At 72.6% G+C, this 15,463-nt stretch carries 19 protein-coding genes; 5 read left to right on the forward strand and 14 right to left on the reverse strand.

Going from position 1 to position 15,463, the window contains the following annotated elements; translation table 11 throughout:
* Nucleotides 1-2: 2 nt before the first annotated feature.
* From ACIPXC_RS00190 to ACIPXC_RS00215, 6 genes are all read right to left on the reverse strand, one after another.
* Nucleotides 3-689, reverse strand: coding sequence for a lysoplasmalogenase (locus ACIPXC_RS00190; RefSeq protein ID WP_401611593.1), 687 nt, complete (start codon nucleotides 687-689; stop codon nucleotides 3-5).
* Nucleotides 686-1,609, reverse strand: coding sequence for a sterol desaturase family protein (locus tag ACIPXC_RS00195; protein WP_401611596.1), 924 nt, complete (start codon nucleotides 1,607-1,609; stop codon nucleotides 686-688). The genes ACIPXC_RS00190 and ACIPXC_RS00195 overlap by 4 nt, the downstream gene beginning before the upstream one ends.
* A gap of 171 nt (nucleotides 1,610-1,780) precedes the next feature.
* On the reverse strand, nucleotides 1,781-3,004 hold the full coding sequence (locus ACIPXC_RS00200; RefSeq protein WP_401611599.1) for an amidohydrolase family protein: 1,224 nt from the start codon (nucleotides 3,002-3,004) through the stop codon (nucleotides 1,781-1,783).
* The gene (locus ACIPXC_RS00205; protein WP_401611601.1) at nucleotides 3,001-4,329 is read right to left on the reverse strand and encodes an amidohydrolase family protein; all 1,329 of its coding nucleotides are present in this window, start codon (nucleotides 4,327-4,329) and stop codon (nucleotides 3,001-3,003) included. Before ACIPXC_RS00205 ends, ACIPXC_RS00200 begins: the two co-directional genes overlap by 4 nt.
* Before the next feature lie 12 nt (nucleotides 4,330-4,341).
* A complete protein-coding gene (locus ACIPXC_RS00210) occupies nucleotides 4,342-5,226 on the reverse strand; it encodes an SDR family NAD(P)-dependent oxidoreductase (protein WP_401611603.1) in 885 nt (294 codons plus the stop codon).
* Nucleotide 5,227: 1 nt separating this feature from the next.
* Entirely contained in the window at nucleotides 5,228-6,025 is a 798-nt protein-coding gene (locus tag ACIPXC_RS00215) for an acetoacetate decarboxylase family protein (protein ID WP_401611606.1), read from the reverse strand.
* Nucleotides 6,026-6,140: 115 nt separating this feature from the next.
* Between ACIPXC_RS00215 and ACIPXC_RS00220 the strand changes: the two genes are divergently transcribed.
* The 5 genes from ACIPXC_RS00220 to ACIPXC_RS00240 all read left to right on the forward strand — a co-directional run bounded on the left by ACIPXC_RS00220 (nucleotide 6,141) and on the right by ACIPXC_RS00240 (nucleotide 9,796).
* The gene (locus ACIPXC_RS00220) at nucleotides 6,141-6,785 is read left to right on the forward strand and encodes a TetR/AcrR family transcriptional regulator (protein ID WP_401611609.1); all 645 of its coding nucleotides are present in this window, start codon (nucleotides 6,141-6,143) and stop codon (nucleotides 6,783-6,785) included.
* Between the two features lie 64 nt (nucleotides 6,786-6,849).
* On the forward strand, nucleotides 6,850-7,830 hold the full coding sequence (locus ACIPXC_RS00225) for a DEDDh family exonuclease (protein ID WP_401612008.1): 981 nt from the start codon (nucleotides 6,850-6,852) through the stop codon (nucleotides 7,828-7,830).
* Between the two features lie 99 nt (nucleotides 7,831-7,929).
* Nucleotides 7,930-8,163, forward strand: a complete 234-nt coding sequence (locus ACIPXC_RS00230) for a hypothetical protein (protein ID WP_075972011.1) — start codon at nucleotides 7,930-7,932, stop codon at nucleotides 8,161-8,163.
* Between the two features lie 78 nt (nucleotides 8,164-8,241).
* Nucleotides 8,242-9,030, forward strand: a complete 789-nt coding sequence (locus ACIPXC_RS00235; RefSeq protein ID WP_401611612.1) for an SURF1 family protein — start codon at nucleotides 8,242-8,244, stop codon at nucleotides 9,028-9,030.
* 10 nt (nucleotides 9,031-9,040) lie between these two features.
* A complete protein-coding gene (locus ACIPXC_RS00240; protein ID WP_401611614.1) occupies nucleotides 9,041-9,796 on the forward strand; it encodes an SDR family oxidoreductase in 756 nt (251 codons plus the stop codon).
* Between the two features lie 45 nt (nucleotides 9,797-9,841).
* Here ACIPXC_RS00240 and amaP read toward each other — a convergent pair whose 3' ends face one another.
* The 8 genes from amaP to ACIPXC_RS00280 all read right to left on the reverse strand — a co-directional run bounded on the left by amaP (nucleotide 9,842) and on the right by ACIPXC_RS00280 (nucleotide 15,269).
* Complete coding sequence (gene amaP / locus ACIPXC_RS00245) at nucleotides 9,842-10,399, reverse strand: alkaline shock response membrane anchor protein AmaP (RefSeq protein WP_401611617.1); 558 nt, start codon at nucleotides 10,397-10,399, stop codon at nucleotides 9,842-9,844.
* Complete coding sequence (locus ACIPXC_RS00250) at nucleotides 10,396-10,962, reverse strand: DUF6286 domain-containing protein (protein WP_401611620.1); 567 nt, start codon at nucleotides 10,960-10,962, stop codon at nucleotides 10,396-10,398. Before ACIPXC_RS00250 ends, amaP begins: the two co-directional genes overlap by 4 nt.
* Nucleotides 10,959-11,366 carry a hypothetical protein gene (locus tag ACIPXC_RS00255; protein WP_401611623.1) on the reverse strand — a complete coding sequence of 136 codons (408 nt, stop codon included), beginning with the start codon at nucleotides 11,364-11,366 and terminating at the stop codon, nucleotides 10,959-10,961. Before ACIPXC_RS00255 ends, ACIPXC_RS00250 begins: the two co-directional genes overlap by 4 nt.
* A gap of 7 nt (nucleotides 11,367-11,373) precedes the next feature.
* A complete protein-coding gene (locus ACIPXC_RS00260; protein WP_386456345.1) occupies nucleotides 11,374-11,559 on the reverse strand; it encodes a hypothetical protein in 186 nt (61 codons plus the stop codon).
* Between the two features lie 17 nt (nucleotides 11,560-11,576).
* Nucleotides 11,577-12,002, reverse strand: coding sequence for an Asp23/Gls24 family envelope stress response protein (locus ACIPXC_RS00265; RefSeq protein WP_107081198.1), 426 nt, complete (start codon nucleotides 12,000-12,002; stop codon nucleotides 11,577-11,579).
* 126 nt (nucleotides 12,003-12,128) lie between these two features.
* Complete coding sequence (locus ACIPXC_RS00270; protein WP_401611626.1) at nucleotides 12,129-12,908, reverse strand: enoyl-CoA hydratase/isomerase family protein; 780 nt, start codon at nucleotides 12,906-12,908, stop codon at nucleotides 12,129-12,131.
* Nucleotides 12,909-13,064: 156 nt separating this feature from the next.
* Nucleotides 13,065-13,286 carry a helix-turn-helix domain-containing protein gene (locus ACIPXC_RS00275; RefSeq protein ID WP_030010789.1) on the reverse strand — a complete coding sequence of 74 codons (222 nt, stop codon included), beginning with the start codon at nucleotides 13,284-13,286 and terminating at the stop codon, nucleotides 13,065-13,067.
* 384 nt (nucleotides 13,287-13,670) lie between these two features.
* Nucleotides 13,671-15,269 (reverse strand): ABC-F family ATP-binding cassette domain-containing protein, encoded by a 1,599-nt coding sequence (locus ACIPXC_RS00280; RefSeq protein WP_030962157.1) that lies wholly within the window; start codon nucleotides 15,267-15,269, stop codon nucleotides 13,671-13,673.
* Between the last annotated feature and the right edge of the window lie 194 nt (nucleotides 15,270-15,463).

Below are 15,463 nucleotides of genomic sequence, written 5' to 3' on the forward strand. Positions count from 1 at the left end.
TCCTACGGTACGCCTGCTTCGCGGGTGGTCGCGCCCGTGGCCAGCAGGTACTGGGCGGCCAGGTAGGTGGCCATGATCCAGAAGTCCGGGCGGGGCAGCTGCGGCCATTCCGCGACGCCGGAGGCGATCAGGGTGTCGGAGAGCAGGAACAGCGCACCGCCGATGCCGGCCCGCAGGCCGAGGGCACTGGAGCGGAAGGCCATGGCGGTGAGCAGCAGGCTGTAGCCGGCCACGGGGATCCGCAGGCCGGCGGGCAGGTCGGCCCACAGCAGGGCGACGGTGCCGAGCAGGGCCAGGGTGTAGGCGCCCCCGAGCAGCGGGTTCGCGGGCCGCTTGCCGAACAGGACGAGGTAGCAGACGTGCCCGACGGCGAAGGAGCCCATGCCGGCCAGGAAGGCGGCCTCGGCGTCGAAGAGCAGGGCCAGGTCCCCGCCCCAGCCGAACAGCAGGGCGGCGACCAGCAGGCGGGGCGCGCCGCGCGTGATCACGTACCCGACCAGCAGCGGCATCAGCAGCGGCTTGGCGATGACGTGCCCGAGGTGCCAGTCGGCCAGCAGGGACACGAGGTCCGCGGCGGCGGCCACGGCGAAGGCCACCAGGGCGGTGCGGCCGAGCCGGGCCCGGCCGGGCGCCGCCCGGTCGGTGGCCCAGGAGGGGGCGGGACGGCCGGTGGACTCTGCGGTGCTCACGCGGCGCTCTCCTGTACGGCCGGGTCGGCGGCGGGCGCGGCGGCCGGGGTGCCCGGGGCGGGCGCGGCGGCCTTGTCCGACGCGGCGGCCGGGGCGGGCTGCCAGCCGGGGCCTCGGAAGACCCGGCCGGCCCGCTCGCTCCAGCTCCGGGCGGCGCGTACGTCCCGGGCGATGGCGGCGTACTCGTGGGTGGCCACGCGCAGCGGGTTGTAGGTGTTGATGTTCTTGGTGAGCCCGTAGACGGGCTTGTCCGTCTCGCCCACCCAGGAGCCGAACATCCGGTCCCAGATGATCAGGATGCCGCCGTAGTTGCGGTCCAGGTATCCGCCCTGGGACGCGTGGTGGACGCGGTGGTGGGACGGGGTGTTGAAGACGTACTCATAGGCCCGCGGCAGCTTCCCGATGCGCTCGGTGTGGACCCAGAACTGGTAGAGCAGGTTGATGCCGTAGCAGAACGGGATCACGGCCGGGTGCACCCCGACGGCCACCATCGGCAGGTAGAACCAGTACGTCGTGGCGCTGGTCCAGGGCTGGCGCAGGGCGGTGGTGAGGTTGAACTTCCGGCTGCTGTGATGGACCACGTGGCAGGCCCACAGGATGCGGATGACGTGGTGGCCGCGGTGCTGCCAGTAGTAGAGGAAGTCCTGGGCGAGCAGCATCAGCGGGAGGGTCCACCACAGCAACGGCACGCGCAGCGGGGTCAGTTCGTAGACGGCGGTGAAGACCGCGACCACCGGGATCTTCCAGAGGAGGTCGAAGCCGATGCTGCCGAGCCCCATGCCGATGCTGGTGACGGCGTCCTTGGTGTCGTATCCGGCCGCGTCCTCGTCGGGATGGAGCCGGTAGCTCACCAGCTCGATGACGGTGAGCAGCACGAAGGCGGGTATGGACCACAGCACGACATCGGGCAGGTTCGGCATGTCCGCACCATAGAGGCGCCTTCGGGGCTGCCGCTAGAGGTTGTTACCGATCGGTATCCGTCGAGGTTACCGACGGTTCGCCGCTGCCGGTGTTCCTGGCCCGCGCTCAGGTGGAACCGCTCCGCCGGACGGCTCCGCCACAGGGGCCGAGCCGCCCGGCGGGTCGGGGCGCTACCAGACGCGGACCGAGCCGCCCTTGGCGAAGGCCGGGCTGGTGGCGTCCGGGGGGATCTCCGTCAGGGGTTCGGCGATCTCCGAGACCAGGGGGCCGTGTTGCGCGGCCAGCGTGTCCAGCAGGGTGAGGTCGAAGCCGTAGACGCGGGCCGCGTTGCCGCCGGCCATCGCGGCGACCTCGTCGCGCGGGAGGCCCGCGTAGGCGATGCGGAGGCCTTCGCGGGAGTACGGAGTGGTGCCCTCGTCGTGGGGGTAGTCGCTGCCCCACATGATCTTGTCGAGGCCGATCCGGTCCCGCAGCGGGACCTCGTGGGGACGCATGAAGCTCGCTCCCACGAAGCAGTTGTCCCGCCAGACCTCGCTCGGGCCCTTGCCCATCGCCCCGGCGAGGCCCGCCCCGAACTTGGACTCGGCGGTGGAGGAGGCCGCGACCAGGCGGCCGTGGTAGTAGTCCAGCATGTCCAGCACGCCCGGGATCCAGCCCGAGCCCTGCTCCGTCAGGACCAGCTTGAGACCCGGGTGGCGCCGGAACGCCCCGCCGAAGACGAGGTGCCACAGGGCGCGGTGGGAGAACCAGGTGGTCTCCACCATGAAGACCGCCCGGGCCGCCGGTTCGTCCCCGAGCGGCGGCGAGGCCGAACCCCCGTGGTGGTTGACCGGGACGTCCAGTTCGTCGCACACCGCCCAGACGGGGTCGTAGGCGGCCGAATACAGCTCGGGGACCGTGGAGCCGGGCGGCACGCCGGGCAGCAGGATGCCGCCCGTCAGGCCCGCCTCCTTCGTGCGGCGGATCTCCCGCACCGCGGCGTCGACGTCGTTGAGGAGGATCTGCGCGACCCCCGCCCGCCGGCCCGGCGCGTCCGCGCAGAAGTCCGCCAGCCAGCGGTTGTGGGCCTGGAGGCCGGCCCAGCGCATCGCGTACTCCGCGGCCGTCGGCGGCTGCGCCACCAGGGAGGCCTTGGGGAAGAACGGCGGGATGGTGTTGGGGAAGACGACCTCGGCGACGATGCCGTCGGCCTCCAGTTCCGCCAGGCGCCGCGCCGAGTTCCAGTTGCGGTCCGCCGTGTCCGCGAGGAGGTCCTCGTACGGGTTCACGTAACCGGCGGCCCAGGCGTCGAAGTCGTCGTGGTGACGCTTCTCCAGGTACGGCTTGTAGTCCAGCAGGTCGGCGCCCGCGTGGCAGTCCGCGGAGATCACCGTGTAGCGGTCGTCGCCGGTCACCGCGCGGCCCCCAGGACCGGGAAGTCGTGGCCGGTCAGCCAGTGCCGGCCCACCTCGCGCGAGCGCGCCCAGGAGGCCGCCACCGCCGCCTGGTCCGGGGACTGGCCCAGCTCGGCCGGGGTGGGGCCGATCCGGCGGGCGATCGGCGCCAGCTTCGCGGTGTCGAAGCCGAAGACCTCGGCCGCGGCGAGCCCGAGCATCCGCCGGGTCTCGTCGACCGGGATGTCGTGGAAGGTCCGGCGCAGCCAGTTCCGGGTGTCCGGCCAGGTGCCCTCGGGGTGCGGGAAGTCCGAGCCCCACAGGATGTTGTCGACGCCGATCTCGTAGCGCTGGGCCAGTTCCCGCCGCTTGGTGTTCGTCGCGCAGACGAAGACCTGGCGGTCCAGGTACTCGCTCGGCGGCCGCTTCAGCTCCTCGAAGGGCGAGAGCTTCTTGCCGCCGTGCGCGCCCAGGTAGAGCCGGTCCATGAACCACAGCTGGTTCGGCAGCCACCAGCAGCCCGACTCGGCGACCCCGAAGCGCAGGCCCGGGTGCCGCTCGAACACCCCCGACCAGAGCAGGAACCACAGCGGGCGGGCCGGCCACCAGGTGACCTCGGAGACGAAGATGCCCAGGTGGTCTCCGTACTCGTGGCGCGGCGAGGACCCGGAGTGGGTCACGATCGGCATCCGTGTCTCGGCCGCCGCCGCCCAGACGGGGTCGTAGCGGCGGTCGTGGTAGGGCGCCCTGTCCACCCACATGGCGGGAATCATCAGCGCGCCCAGCCCGGACTCCTTGGCCCGGTGGATCTCGGCGACGACCTTGTCCGGCTCGCCCGTGATGGGCAGCAGCGCGACGCCGCAGTGGCGTTCGGGGGTCTGCGAGACGAACTCGGCCAGCCAGCGGTTGTGCGCCTGCGCGCCCGCCATGCCGAGCTCGGGGTCCTGATCCCCGGACAGCCCGAGGCCCACGCCGAAGGGGGCCGCGGTCTGGCTGTCGACGGCGTCCGCGTCCGGGAAGACGACCTCGGCGGCCACGCCGTCGCCGTCGAGCTCCTTCAGCCGCTGCCCCGTGTCCCAGCCTCCCCGCAGGCCCTCCTCGTGATCGTGGAACCACTTCTCGGCGAAGGCCTCGTTGCGGACGCCCAGCCGGGTGGCCTCCGCGCGGCGGGCGCCCTGCTGACCGAGGAACTCGTCGAACTGGCGGTGGAAGCGGGAGTCGAGGTAGGGGCGGTACCGCTCGGTGGGCAGGCCCGCGTGGCAGTCGGAGGAGATGATCAGGTACGGGTCTTCGTACGGGGTGTCGCTCGTGCTCTCGCTCGTGCTGTCACTCGTGGTGTCGCTCATGGCGGACGCTCCTCAGTCGAGGATGAAGCTCTCCAGGTAGGCGGGGTCGGCGCGGTCGAGCATCGACTGCGACCGGGCGCGGATCTGCCGGTCGCTGTGCTCGCTCGGCGGCAGCATCCAGAAGCGGTCGGCGCGGATGCCGTCGACGACGTGCTCCGCGACCTCCTCGACCGGGGTGAAGCGCACCTCGTGGCCGGCCCGCTTCATCGCGGCCTCGTACTGGTCGAGGCTGCGGTACGGGGTCCTGCGCGGGCGCTCCTTCGCGTACCGCTCGGGCCGGTTGCGGTGGGACTCCCACAGTCCGGTGCGCAGCATGTGCGGTCCGGGGAAGAGCACCGAGGCGCCGACGGCCGCGCCCTCCGCCTTGAGGTGGGCGTAGAGGGACTCGGTCATGGTGACCACGGCGGCCTTGGTGACGGCGTACACGGAGGCGGTGGGCAGCGGGGCGATGCCGCCGTCGCCGGAGGAGGTGTTGACGACGTGGCCGGGGGCGCCGCCGGCGATCATGCGGGGGACGAAGGCCTGGATGCCGTGGAAGACGCCCCACACGTTGACGGAGAAGGCCCACTTCCAGTCGTTGGGCTCGTGCTCCCACATCCGGCCCTCGGCGCCGGAGCCGACGCCCGCGTTGTTGCACAGGACGTGGGCGGCGCCGAAGGCGTCGTACGCCGCGTCGGCGAGGGCGAGGACGCTGTCGCGGTCACTGACGTCGACGGGCCGGGCGAGGACCCGCGCCCCGTCCGCGGCGAGTTCGCCGGCGGCCTCGCGCAGGGCGGCCTCCTCGACGTCGGCGAGGACGACCGCCAGTCCTTCGGCGGCGAAGCGGCGGGCCATGGCGAGGCCGATGCCGCTCGCCGCGCCGGTGACGACGGCCGTCTGTCCCGGTTCGAGCCGCATCTCACAGGCTCCCGTCCGGCGGGCCGTCGAGGATCTGCATCGGGTCGTCGTAGCGCTGGTGGAGGTACGGGAGCAGGGCCTGTGCGCCGACCCGCTCGACGACCCGGCCCTGCTGGTCGGTGGTCTTCTCGCCGATGGTGATCTCCACGAGGCGGCGGACAGGAAGGTCCGCCACGGGATCGAACATGGACTCGCGCAGGACGACGTCGCCGGTGACGTGCTCCAGCCTGCGGACCTTCTCGTTGCGGACGCAGTGCACGAGGACCGGGTCCGCGTCGAAGCCCGAACCGTCCACGGCGGGCAGGAACTTGAAGTAGAAGTCGGTCTTGCGGGTGGGCCCGGGCAGCGGGAGCGCGCGGTCCACGGCGCCGCGCACCTCGACGAAGGCGATCCCGTGCCGGGCGAGCGCGGCGCGCACGACGAGGCCGTCGCGCTCGACGGTGACCTCGCCCAGCTTCTTCGGTTCGCCGAAGACCTCGCGGCCACCGGTCAGGGCACGCTCGTGCGTCATCGGCATGACGAGCGGGTACCAGCCCTCCACCCCGTCGTGCCGGGCGGCGACGGCCACCGAGCCGGCACCGAGCGGGTAGCCGGGCAGGTCGACCGTGCTGATGTTCGCCCGTACGAGGGGCCTCTCGGCCGGCTTGAGCGGTGGCGGGAGGACCGCGGCGACCACGTCGGGATCGGTCTCCCAGAGGGCCACCACACCGGTGGACCAGATGTCGGGGAGCTTGGAACTCTTCTCGCGCGACGCGGCGATCTCGGCCTCGCTGCGCGCTCCGTACCGTACGCGTGCCATGTCTCGCACCACCTCTCGGTTCGGGTCTGTAACACAGTTACACCGCCGCCGATGAAGGGTAAAGACCCCTGCACACACCAGAACTGACGCATCGACAGATCGGCGGACCGCAGACATGGCCCGATCCTCGCTGACCCGCGACGAGGTGCTGGACGCCGCCGCGTCCCTGGTCAAGCAGCACGGTCCGGCCGCCCTCACGATGCGGGGGCTCGCCGCCGAGCTGGGCACCGCGGTGACGTCCATCTACTGGCACGTGGGGAACCGCGAATCGCTGCTCGACGCCCTCGTGGAGCGGACCGTGCGGGAGATGGGCGCGATCCGGCCGGCCGGCCGCACCCCGCCGGAGCGGATCCTCTCGGTGGCCCGGATCCTGCGCCGCGAACTGCGCGGGCGCCCGCACCTGATCGCGCTGGTCCACGAACGCGGTCTCACGGAGCGGATGTTCCTGCCCGCACAGCAGGCGCTCGTCCACGAGGTGCACGCCGCGGGGCTGCGCGGCGCCCGGGCGGCCGACGCGGTGCGCGCCGTGCAGTTCCAGATCGTCGGGTTCCTCCTGGTCGAACGCAACCGCGAGCGCTCCCCCGCCCAGCACCCGGCCGAGAGCGAGCTGTGGGATCCGGCCGCGGCACCCGACGATCCGGCCCTCGCCCGGGCGCTGGCCCGGCCCGCGGATCCGGAGCGGCTCTTCCTGCTGTCCGTACGGTCCCTGGTGACGGCCCTGCTGGCGCCGCCGCCCCGGGCTCCGGGAACCGGCCGCTGACGCGCCGTCCGCCCCGGGCCGACCCAGGGTGGGGTCACGGTGTCGGTCCGTGCCGATATCCTCTGTGACCATGCTCGACGACCGTACGACCGCAGAGACGACGTGGCCGACCGCGTACCCCCAGGGGTACGCGGTCGTCGACGTGGAGACCACCGGGCTCGCGCGCGACGACCGGATAGTCTCCGCCGCCGTCTACCGGCTCGACGCACAGGGCAACGTGGAGGACCACTGGTACAGCCTGGTCAACCCGCAGCGGGACCCGGGACCGGTGTGGATCCACGGCCTGACGAGTGACGTGCTCGCCGGTGCGCCCCTCTTCAAGGACATCGCCGAGGAGTTCGCCGGCCGGCTCGCGGACCGCGTGCTGGTGGCGCACAACGCCATCTTCGACTGGCAGATGATCGCCCGGGAGTACGCGCGTGCGGAGACGACCGCGCCGGTCCGTCAGCGGCTGTGCACCATCGCCCTGTCGAAGGAGCTGAACCTCCCGCTGCCCAACCACAAGCTGGAGTCGCTGGCCGCGCACTTCGGTGTGGTCCAGCAGCGCGCCCACCACGCGCTCGACGACGCCCGGGTGCTCGCGGAGGCCTTCCGCCCGTCGCTGCACGCGGCGGCGCAGGGCGGCGTACGGCTGCCGCTGCTGGAGTGCCGGCCGCTGACGGAGTGGTCGGACTCGGCCGCCGCCCCGCGCGTCGGCCACCAGGCGTCGTACCGGGGCGGCGGCAGCTGGCGGCCCTCGCGCAAGCGGCCGGCCTGCCCGCATCCCAACCCGGGGCGCTTCGAGGACGGCAAGCCCCTGAAGCAGGGCATGCGGGTCGCCTTCTCCGGCGACACCTCGGTGGAGCGGGAGCTGCTGGAGGACCGGGCGATCGAGGCGGGCCTGCACGTCGCGACGAGTGTGTCGCGGCTCACCAGCCTCCTGGTGACGAACGACCCCGACTCGGCGACCTCGAAGACGGTCAAGGCGAAGTCCTTCGGCACCCCCGTGGTCGACGAGGCGGCCTTCACGCAGCTGCTGCGGGACGTGGCCCCGGCCGGGGACTGAGCGGACCGGCCGCCGGCCGTTGCGCCGGGCGGGTGTCCGCACGGCGACTCACCAGGGTGGATCTTGTTCCGCTGCTCCGCCGTGCGCAGCATGCGGCGCATGGCACGTTGTGAGGTCTGCGGAAACGATTACGGCATGTCCTTCGAGGTTCATGCACAGGGAGCGGTCCACGTCTTCGACTGCTTCTCCTGCGCCATCCACCGCATGGCGCCCATCTGCGAGCACTGCCGCGTCCAGATCATCGGACAGGGCGTCGAGGTCGAGGGCCAGTGGTTCTGCGGCGGGCACTGCGCCCGCGCGGAAGGGAAGGTGGGCATCGTCGACCACGTCTGACCGCAGCTCCCCCGCCCGGCGACCCCGGAGGGCCACCCGGCCGCCGGGGTCCGCTCCGGCCGGGGTACCGTCGTGGGCGTGTACCGCTTTGTGCTGACCCGGCAGTGGGTGTGTCTCACCCTCATCGCCCTCGTCCTCATCCCCGTGATGATCAAGCTCGGGTTCTGGCAGTACCACCGCCATGTGCACCGGGTCGCGCAGAACCAGCTGATCGAGGCGAACCTGCGGGCGAAGCCCGTCCCCATGACGGAGGTCACCTCCCCCGGCCACAAGGTCCCCCGCACCGACTTCTGGCGGACCGTCACGGCGACCGGCACGTACGACTCCGCGCACGAGGTGGTCGTACGGATGCGGACCGCGAACGACGACAAGGTCGGTTTCCACGTCGTGACCCCGCTCGTCCTCACCGACGGCCGGGTGGTGCTGGTCAACCGCGGCTGGGTCGCGGGCGGCGGCGACCCGCGCGCCTACCCGCCGGTGCCGGCCGCGCCCGCGGGCGAGGTCACGGTCACCGGCCGGCTGAAGGCGGACGAGACGAGCGGCGGCAGCGGCATCAAGGACCGCAAGGGCCTGCCCGACCGTCAGGTGATGCTGATCAACAGCGGGCAGCAGGCGCAGTCGCTGGGCCGGCCGGTCCTCGGCGGGTACCTGGAGCTGACCGATCCGGCTCCGGAAGGCGGTCCCGAGACCGTCGCCGACCCCGACCACGACTCGATCGGTGCCCACATGGCGTACGCGGTCCAGTGGTGGCTGTTCGCCTCCGCGGTGCCGGTGGGCTGGCTGGTCCTCGTACGGCGCGAGAAGCGCGACCGCGAGGAGGCCGCGGCCCGGGCCGAAGCCGCCGAACAGGAGCCCGCGACGGCGTAGCGTGTCGGGCATGGATCTTGGATTGAAAGACCGTGTCTACATCGTCACCGGGGCCTCACGCGGCCTCGGCTTCGCCTCCGCCCGGGAGCTGATCGCCGACGGCGCGAAGGTCCTCGTGACGGGCCGGGACGAGAAGCGGGTGACCGAGGCCGCCGCCGAACTCGGCCCGAACGCCGCCGCCGCGGCTGCGGACAACGCGGACCCGGCGGCCGCCGGGCGGCTCATCGCCACCGCGCACGAGCGCTTCGGCCGCTTCGACGGCGTCCTGATCAGCGTCGGCGGCCCCGTCCCGGGCTTCGCCGTCGACAGCACCGACGAGCAGTGGTCGGCCGCCTTCGAGTCGGTCTTCCTCGGTGCGGTGCGTCTGGCCCGGGCGGCCGCCGCGGTCCTGGGCGAGGGCGGGGTCATCGGCTTCGTCCTGTCGGGCTCGGTCCACGAGCCGATCCCCGGCCTGACCATCTCCAACGGACTGCGCCCGGGTCTGGCCGGCTTCGCGAAGTCCCTCTCGGTGGAGCTCGGCCCGCGCGGGATCCGCGTCGTCGGCCTGCTTCCGGCCCGCATCGACACCGATCGCGTGCGGGAGCTCGACGCGCTGTCCGGCGACGCCGACGCCTCCCGCGCGGGCAACGAGTCCCGCATCCCGCTGCGGCGGTACGGCACCCCGCAGGAGTTCGGCCGCACGGCCGCGTTCCTGCTCTCACCGGCCGCCTCGTACCTGACGGGCGTGATGCTCCCGGTCGACGGCGGCTCCCGGCACGGCTTCTGAGCGTCCGCTGCGGCAGCCGCCCTGCGGCGGCTGCCGCGACGGTCCTCAGCTGACGCGACGGGCGCGGTGCGAGGTCACCTTGAAGCGGGCCTCCGCCGGCAGTGCGGGGAGGTTCGCGGAGGTCCGGGCGTGCGTCAGCACCGGCCCCGCCAGTCCGGCCAGGGTGTCGGCCGGGACGGCGTGGGGTTCGAGCTCCACCGCGAACCGCAGTGCGGGCGAGCCGCGGCGGCCGCGCAGGGCGACCCGGCAGCCGGCGACCCCGTCCAGGGCGCCGGCCTCCGCGGCCACCGCGTCCGACAGGGCGCGCCCGCGCAGCAGGGCGAAGGCACCGTCCCCGGTGTCCACGGCGACCGTCCGCAGCCGGGCGCGCTTCAGCTGGGCCAGCAGCCACCACAGGGCCAGCAGCAGGCACACGACGAGGGCGGCGATCAGCACCCACCACCACCAGCCGTCGGCATGCAGGTACCTGCGCCGGTCGGCGGCGGTCAGCAGGGGCTCGGCGCGGCCCTTCAGCGGGCGTACGGCCGTCAGCAGGACGACCCCGGCCGCCAGCAGGACCGCGCCGACCACCGCCAGCAGGGTCCGGTTCACGATCCCGATCAATCCGCTCGCCTCCTGACCCGCAGACGCGGCCGCGGCGGGTGCACCAGGCCCAGTTCCTCGATCCCGACGGCGATCACCGCGGCCAGGTCGGCCCGTACCTCGTCCAGTTCGCGGAAGTGGGACGTGGCCCGCACCCGGACCCGGGAGCGGCCCATCCGGACCCGGGCGGACCGCACGCCGGGCACCTCCATGGCCCGGTCCCGCAGCACCTGGGCGGCGTCCTTGCGGCCGATCCCGGCGCGCAGCGGCGGCGGGCCGTCCTCCGGCTCGCCGTCCCCGTCGGGGCCCCGCATCATCAGGATCCGGCGGATGCCGGGTGTGAAGGCCAGCAGCAGGAGCACCGCACCGGCCAGGGCCAGGACCCCGCCGGCCACCTGTACCCACGGGTCGGCCGGGGTGTAGAGCTCCAGCCGGTGGGCGAGTTCCCGGCGCCAGGCCATGGCGGGGCGGTCGGCGCGTACGGCGGCCAGGTCGTAGAGGAGGAGGCCGGCCGCGCCGAGCACGAGCAGGGCGACGAGGGCCGCGGGGATGCGGCGGGCGGACCGGAAGCGGTGTGCCGTCATCGCAGCCGCCGGTCCCGCCCGGCGCCGGTCCGGGTGTGGACGGAGTGCAGTTGCTCGATGTGGACGTCCACCTCGGGCACGGACATGTTCGCGTACTCCTCGACACGGCGTACGACCCTGCTGCGTACGGCGGCGCACTGGGCCGCGAGGTCGCCGGGGTAGTCGAGCTCCACGCCCACCCGGACCCGGGCGATGTCGTGGTGCACGGTGACGGTGGCGTGCGGAGGTGCGCCGGAGCTGCCGGCGAGGGCCTCCCGGGCGGCCTGCGCCGCGATCTTGGCGACGACCCGGTCGGCGATGCGGATGGCCCCGCGGTCGGCGGGGGCCACCTCGGCCGGGGTGGGCCGGGCGCCGGTGGGCGGCGCGGTGGGGCCCGGCGGGGTGGCCTGCGGCAGGGGGCTCATCCGCGGCTCACCTCCGCCGGTCGTCGCGGCGGCGGAACAGGTCCCCGGGATCCAGGTCCCCGTCGAGGAAGCGACCGGCGACGAAGCCGACGGCTCCGAGGGCCGCGACCAGCAGGAAGGCACCGAAGCCACCGAAGTAGCCGGCGAATCCCAGGGCCATGCCGGCCAGCATGCAGGCGACCGCCATGCTCATGTGGGGGCTCCTCTCGGCTACTGGAGTCGGGACTCCGGCTCCTCGTCGGGCTCGTCGGGCAGCTTGACGTCACCCACGGCGATGTTGACCTCGACGACCTCCAGGCCGGTCATCCGCTCGACGGCGGAGACGACGTTCTCACGGACGGCCCGTGCCACGTCACGGATCGACACGCCGTAGTCGACGACGATGTCCAGGTCGAGGGCGGTCTGGACCTCGCCGACCTCCGCCTTGACCCCGCGGGTGACCGCGGCCTTGTCGCCACCGGGGACGCGGTCCCGGACGGCGCCGAACGTACGGGAGAGGCCGGTGCCCAGGGCGTGCACGCCGACCACTTCACGGGCGGCCAGTCCGGCGATCTTCTCGACCACCCCGTCCGCGATGGTCGTGCGCCCCCGGTCGCCGGGTGCCTTGTGGGAGCCCCCTGATGCGGTGTCGGTCATCGCGTGTCCCTTCACGTGTACGGACTCACTCCGCTCCACGGTAGGCGCGCGGAGCCACAAAGGCGCCCCGGGACTACGCCGGTCGGCGTGCTCCCGGGGCGCCTTCCGGCACGCCGTGGGGTGGCGTCAGTCCGAGAGGCCCGCCAGGTCCCGCAGGCGACGGGCCTGGGCCGCGCGCTCGGCGGCGCGCTGGTCGTCGTACGGCCGGGCCTGGGCGGCGCGCAGCAGCGTCTTCGTCTCGATCACGGCGTCCCGGGGCGGGGCCAGCAGGGCGGTGGTCAGGTCCTGGACGGCCGCGTCGAGCTCGTCCGCCGGAACCACGAGGTTGGCGAGACCGACCCGCTCCGCCTCCTCGGCGTGCACGAATCGGCCCGTCGCGCAGATCTCGAGCGCGCGGGCGTACCCGACCAGCGAGGCCAGCGGCTGGGTGCCGGCCAGGTCGGGGACGAGGCCCAGGCTCGTCTCGCGCATGGCGAACTGCACGTCGTCGGCGACCACGCGCAGGTCGCACGCCAGTGCGAGCTGGAAGCCGGCGCCGATCGCGTGCCCCTGCACGGCGGCGACGGAGATGATGTCGTTACGCCTCCACCAGGTGAACGCCTCCTGGTACTCGGAGATCGTGGCGTCGAGCCGTTCGTCGGAACCGCGCGCCAGATCGAGGAAGGACGGCTCGCCCTCGAAACCTTCGGGGGTGAACGCCTGCCGGTCGAGTCCGGCGGAGAAGGACTTGCCCTCGCCGCGCAGCACGACGACCCGGACGGTGCCCGGCAACAACCTGCCCGCCTCGGCCAAAGCCCGCCAGAGCGCGGGGGATTGGGCATTTCGCTTGGCCGGATTGGTCAGCGTCACCGTGGCGACCGTGTCGTCGACGATGAGTCGTACGCCGTCCTTGTCGAGCAGAGCCATCCGTGTGCCTCCGGTGTGCAGTCGGCCGCAAGCTCGGCCTAAGTGACTGCACAGTAACCACCCAGTCGGCCGGGTGGCCGACCGGGGGTCACCGAAGGGAACGTCGGATCATGTGAGCCTTGAAGCCGTTGGAGCGTTGGATCCGATGGGCCGGGGTCAGGCCGTAGCCGCCTTCTTGCCGCGCGTCGCGCCACCGCGGCCACGCAGCGAAACCCCGGACTCACTGAGCATCCGGTGGACGAATCCGTAGGACCGGCCGGTCTCTTCGGCCAGCGCCCGGATACTCGCACCGGAGTCGTACTTCTTCTTCAGGTCTGCCGCGAGCTTGTCGCGCGCGGCGCCGGTAACCCGGCTGCCCTTCTTCAGAGTCTCGGCCACCCGTGCCTCCTCGTGGGAAGTGCGCTCTGGACTTCTCATGATCACCCCTCCCCGGCTTCCTGGCCACCCATTCAGCAAGGTCGGTACGACGGCATTTCGCGAGCCATGGACGCCCGAGCAGAACGGAATCCCCCCTTCCGCTGCATGACTTCCGTCACACTTGGCCGCCCTGTGCGCGAATCTCCTGGTCAGGGGCCGGACCGCGGAAAATCGACGGCCCCGGTCGCGCACCTCCGTGGGTGCGGCCGGGGCCGTCGTACGACGCGCAACGGTACGAGACCGTCTCACTCAGATGATGGATCACCCCTGAGCCGAATGATCCATAAGGAACTGGATCAGAGCCGGGACGCCGTCCCGGCACCTCCCGGCGCCGCCGGGCGGCGGTCAGGCGAGGGCCACCAGGTCCCGGTAGTCCGGGCCCCACAGGTCCTCGACACCGTCCGGGAGCAGGATGATGCGCTCCGGCTCCAGCGCCTCCACGGCGCCCTCGTCGTGCGTCACGAGGATGACGGCGCCCTTGTACGTGCGCAGCGCGCCCAGGATCTCCTCGCGGCTGGCCGGGTCGAGGTTGTTCGTGGGCTCGTCGAGGAGCAGCACGTTCGCGGAGGAGACGACCAGCGTGGCCAGGGCCAGACGGGTCTTCTCACCGCCGGAGAGGACTCCGGCGGGCTTGTCGACGTCGTCGCCGGAGAAGAGGAACGAGCCGAGCGTCTTGCGCACCTCGACCAGGTCCAGGTCGGGCGCGGAGGAGCGCATGTTCTCCAGGACGGTGCGGTCCGGGTCCAGGGTCTCGTGCTCCTGGGCGTAGTAGCCGAGCTTGAGGCCGTGGCCGGGGGTGACCTGGCCGGTGTCGGGCTGCTCGGTGCCCGCGAGCAGGCGCAGCAGGGTGGTCTTGCCCGCGCCGTTGAGGCCCAGGATGACGACGCGGGAGCCCTTGTCGATGGCCAGGTCGACGTCGGTGAAGATCTCCAGGGAGCCGTACGACTTCGACAGACCCTCGGCGGTCAGCGGGGTCTTGCCGCAGGGCGCCGGGTCCGGGAAGCGCAGCTTGGCGACCTTGTCGGAGACGCGGACGGCCTCCAGGCCGGACAGCAGGCGCTCGGCCCGCTTGGCCATGTTCTGCGCGGCGACGGTCTTGGTGGCCTTGGCGCGCATCTTGTCGGCCTGCGAGTTCAGGGCCGCGGCCTTCTTCTCGGCGTTCTGACGCTCGCGCTTGCGGCGCTTCTCGTCGGCCTCGCGCTGCTGCTGGTAGAGCTTCCAGCCCATGTTGTAGACGTCGATCACGGACCGGTTGGCGTCCAGGTAGAACACCTTGTTCACGACGGTCTCGACCAGGTCGACGTCGTGGGAGATCACGACGAAGCCGCCGCGGTAGTTCTTGAGGTAGTCCCGCAGCCAGACGATCGAGTCGGCGTCGAGGTGGTTGGTCGGCTCGTCGAGGAGGAGGGTGTCGGCGTCCGAGAAGAGGATCCGGGCAAGCTCGACACGGCGGCGCTGACCACCGGAGAGGGTGTGCAGCGGCTGGCCGAGGACCCGGTCCGGGAGGCTGAGGGCGGCCGAGATGGTCGCGGCCTCGGACTCGGCGGCGTACCCGCCCTTGGTGAGGAACTCGGTCTCCTGGCGCTCGTACTGCTTGAGCGCCTTCTCGCGGGTGGCTCCGGAGCCGGTGGCGATGCGCTCCTCGTTCATCCGCATCTTCTTGATGAGGACGTCGAGACCGCGGGCGGACAGGATCCGGTCGCGGGCCAGGACGTCGAGGTCACCGGTGCGCGGGTCCTGCGGGAGGTAGCCCACCTCACCCGAACGGGTGATGGAGCCGCCGGCGGGCTGGCCCTCCCCCGCGAGGCACTTGGTGAGGGTGGTCTTGCCGGCGCCGTTGCGGCCGACCAGGCCGATGCGGTCGCCCTTGGCGATGCGGAAAGAGGCGGACTCGATGAGGACGCGGGCGCCGGCGCGCAGCTCGATGCCGGTGGCGGTGATCACGGAAATACTCCAGGGCGGGTCGGGACGGCGGAAGGGGGCAGGACGCGAGGCTTCGACGCCGCTAATCCGCGAGGAGATTTGCCATGGGAGACATTCTACCGGGGGTGTGCAACTGGTTTCCGGGGCGGCGGCCGGGTGACCGCCGGACCGCCCGGCGGCCGCCGGCGCTCCCCCGCGTCACCCGTCCGGCCCAG

It is taken from the genome of Streptomyces sp. NPDC090021 (genome assembly GCF_044748225.1).
Lineage (GTDB): Bacteria > Actinomycetota > Actinomycetes > Streptomycetales > Streptomycetaceae > Streptomyces.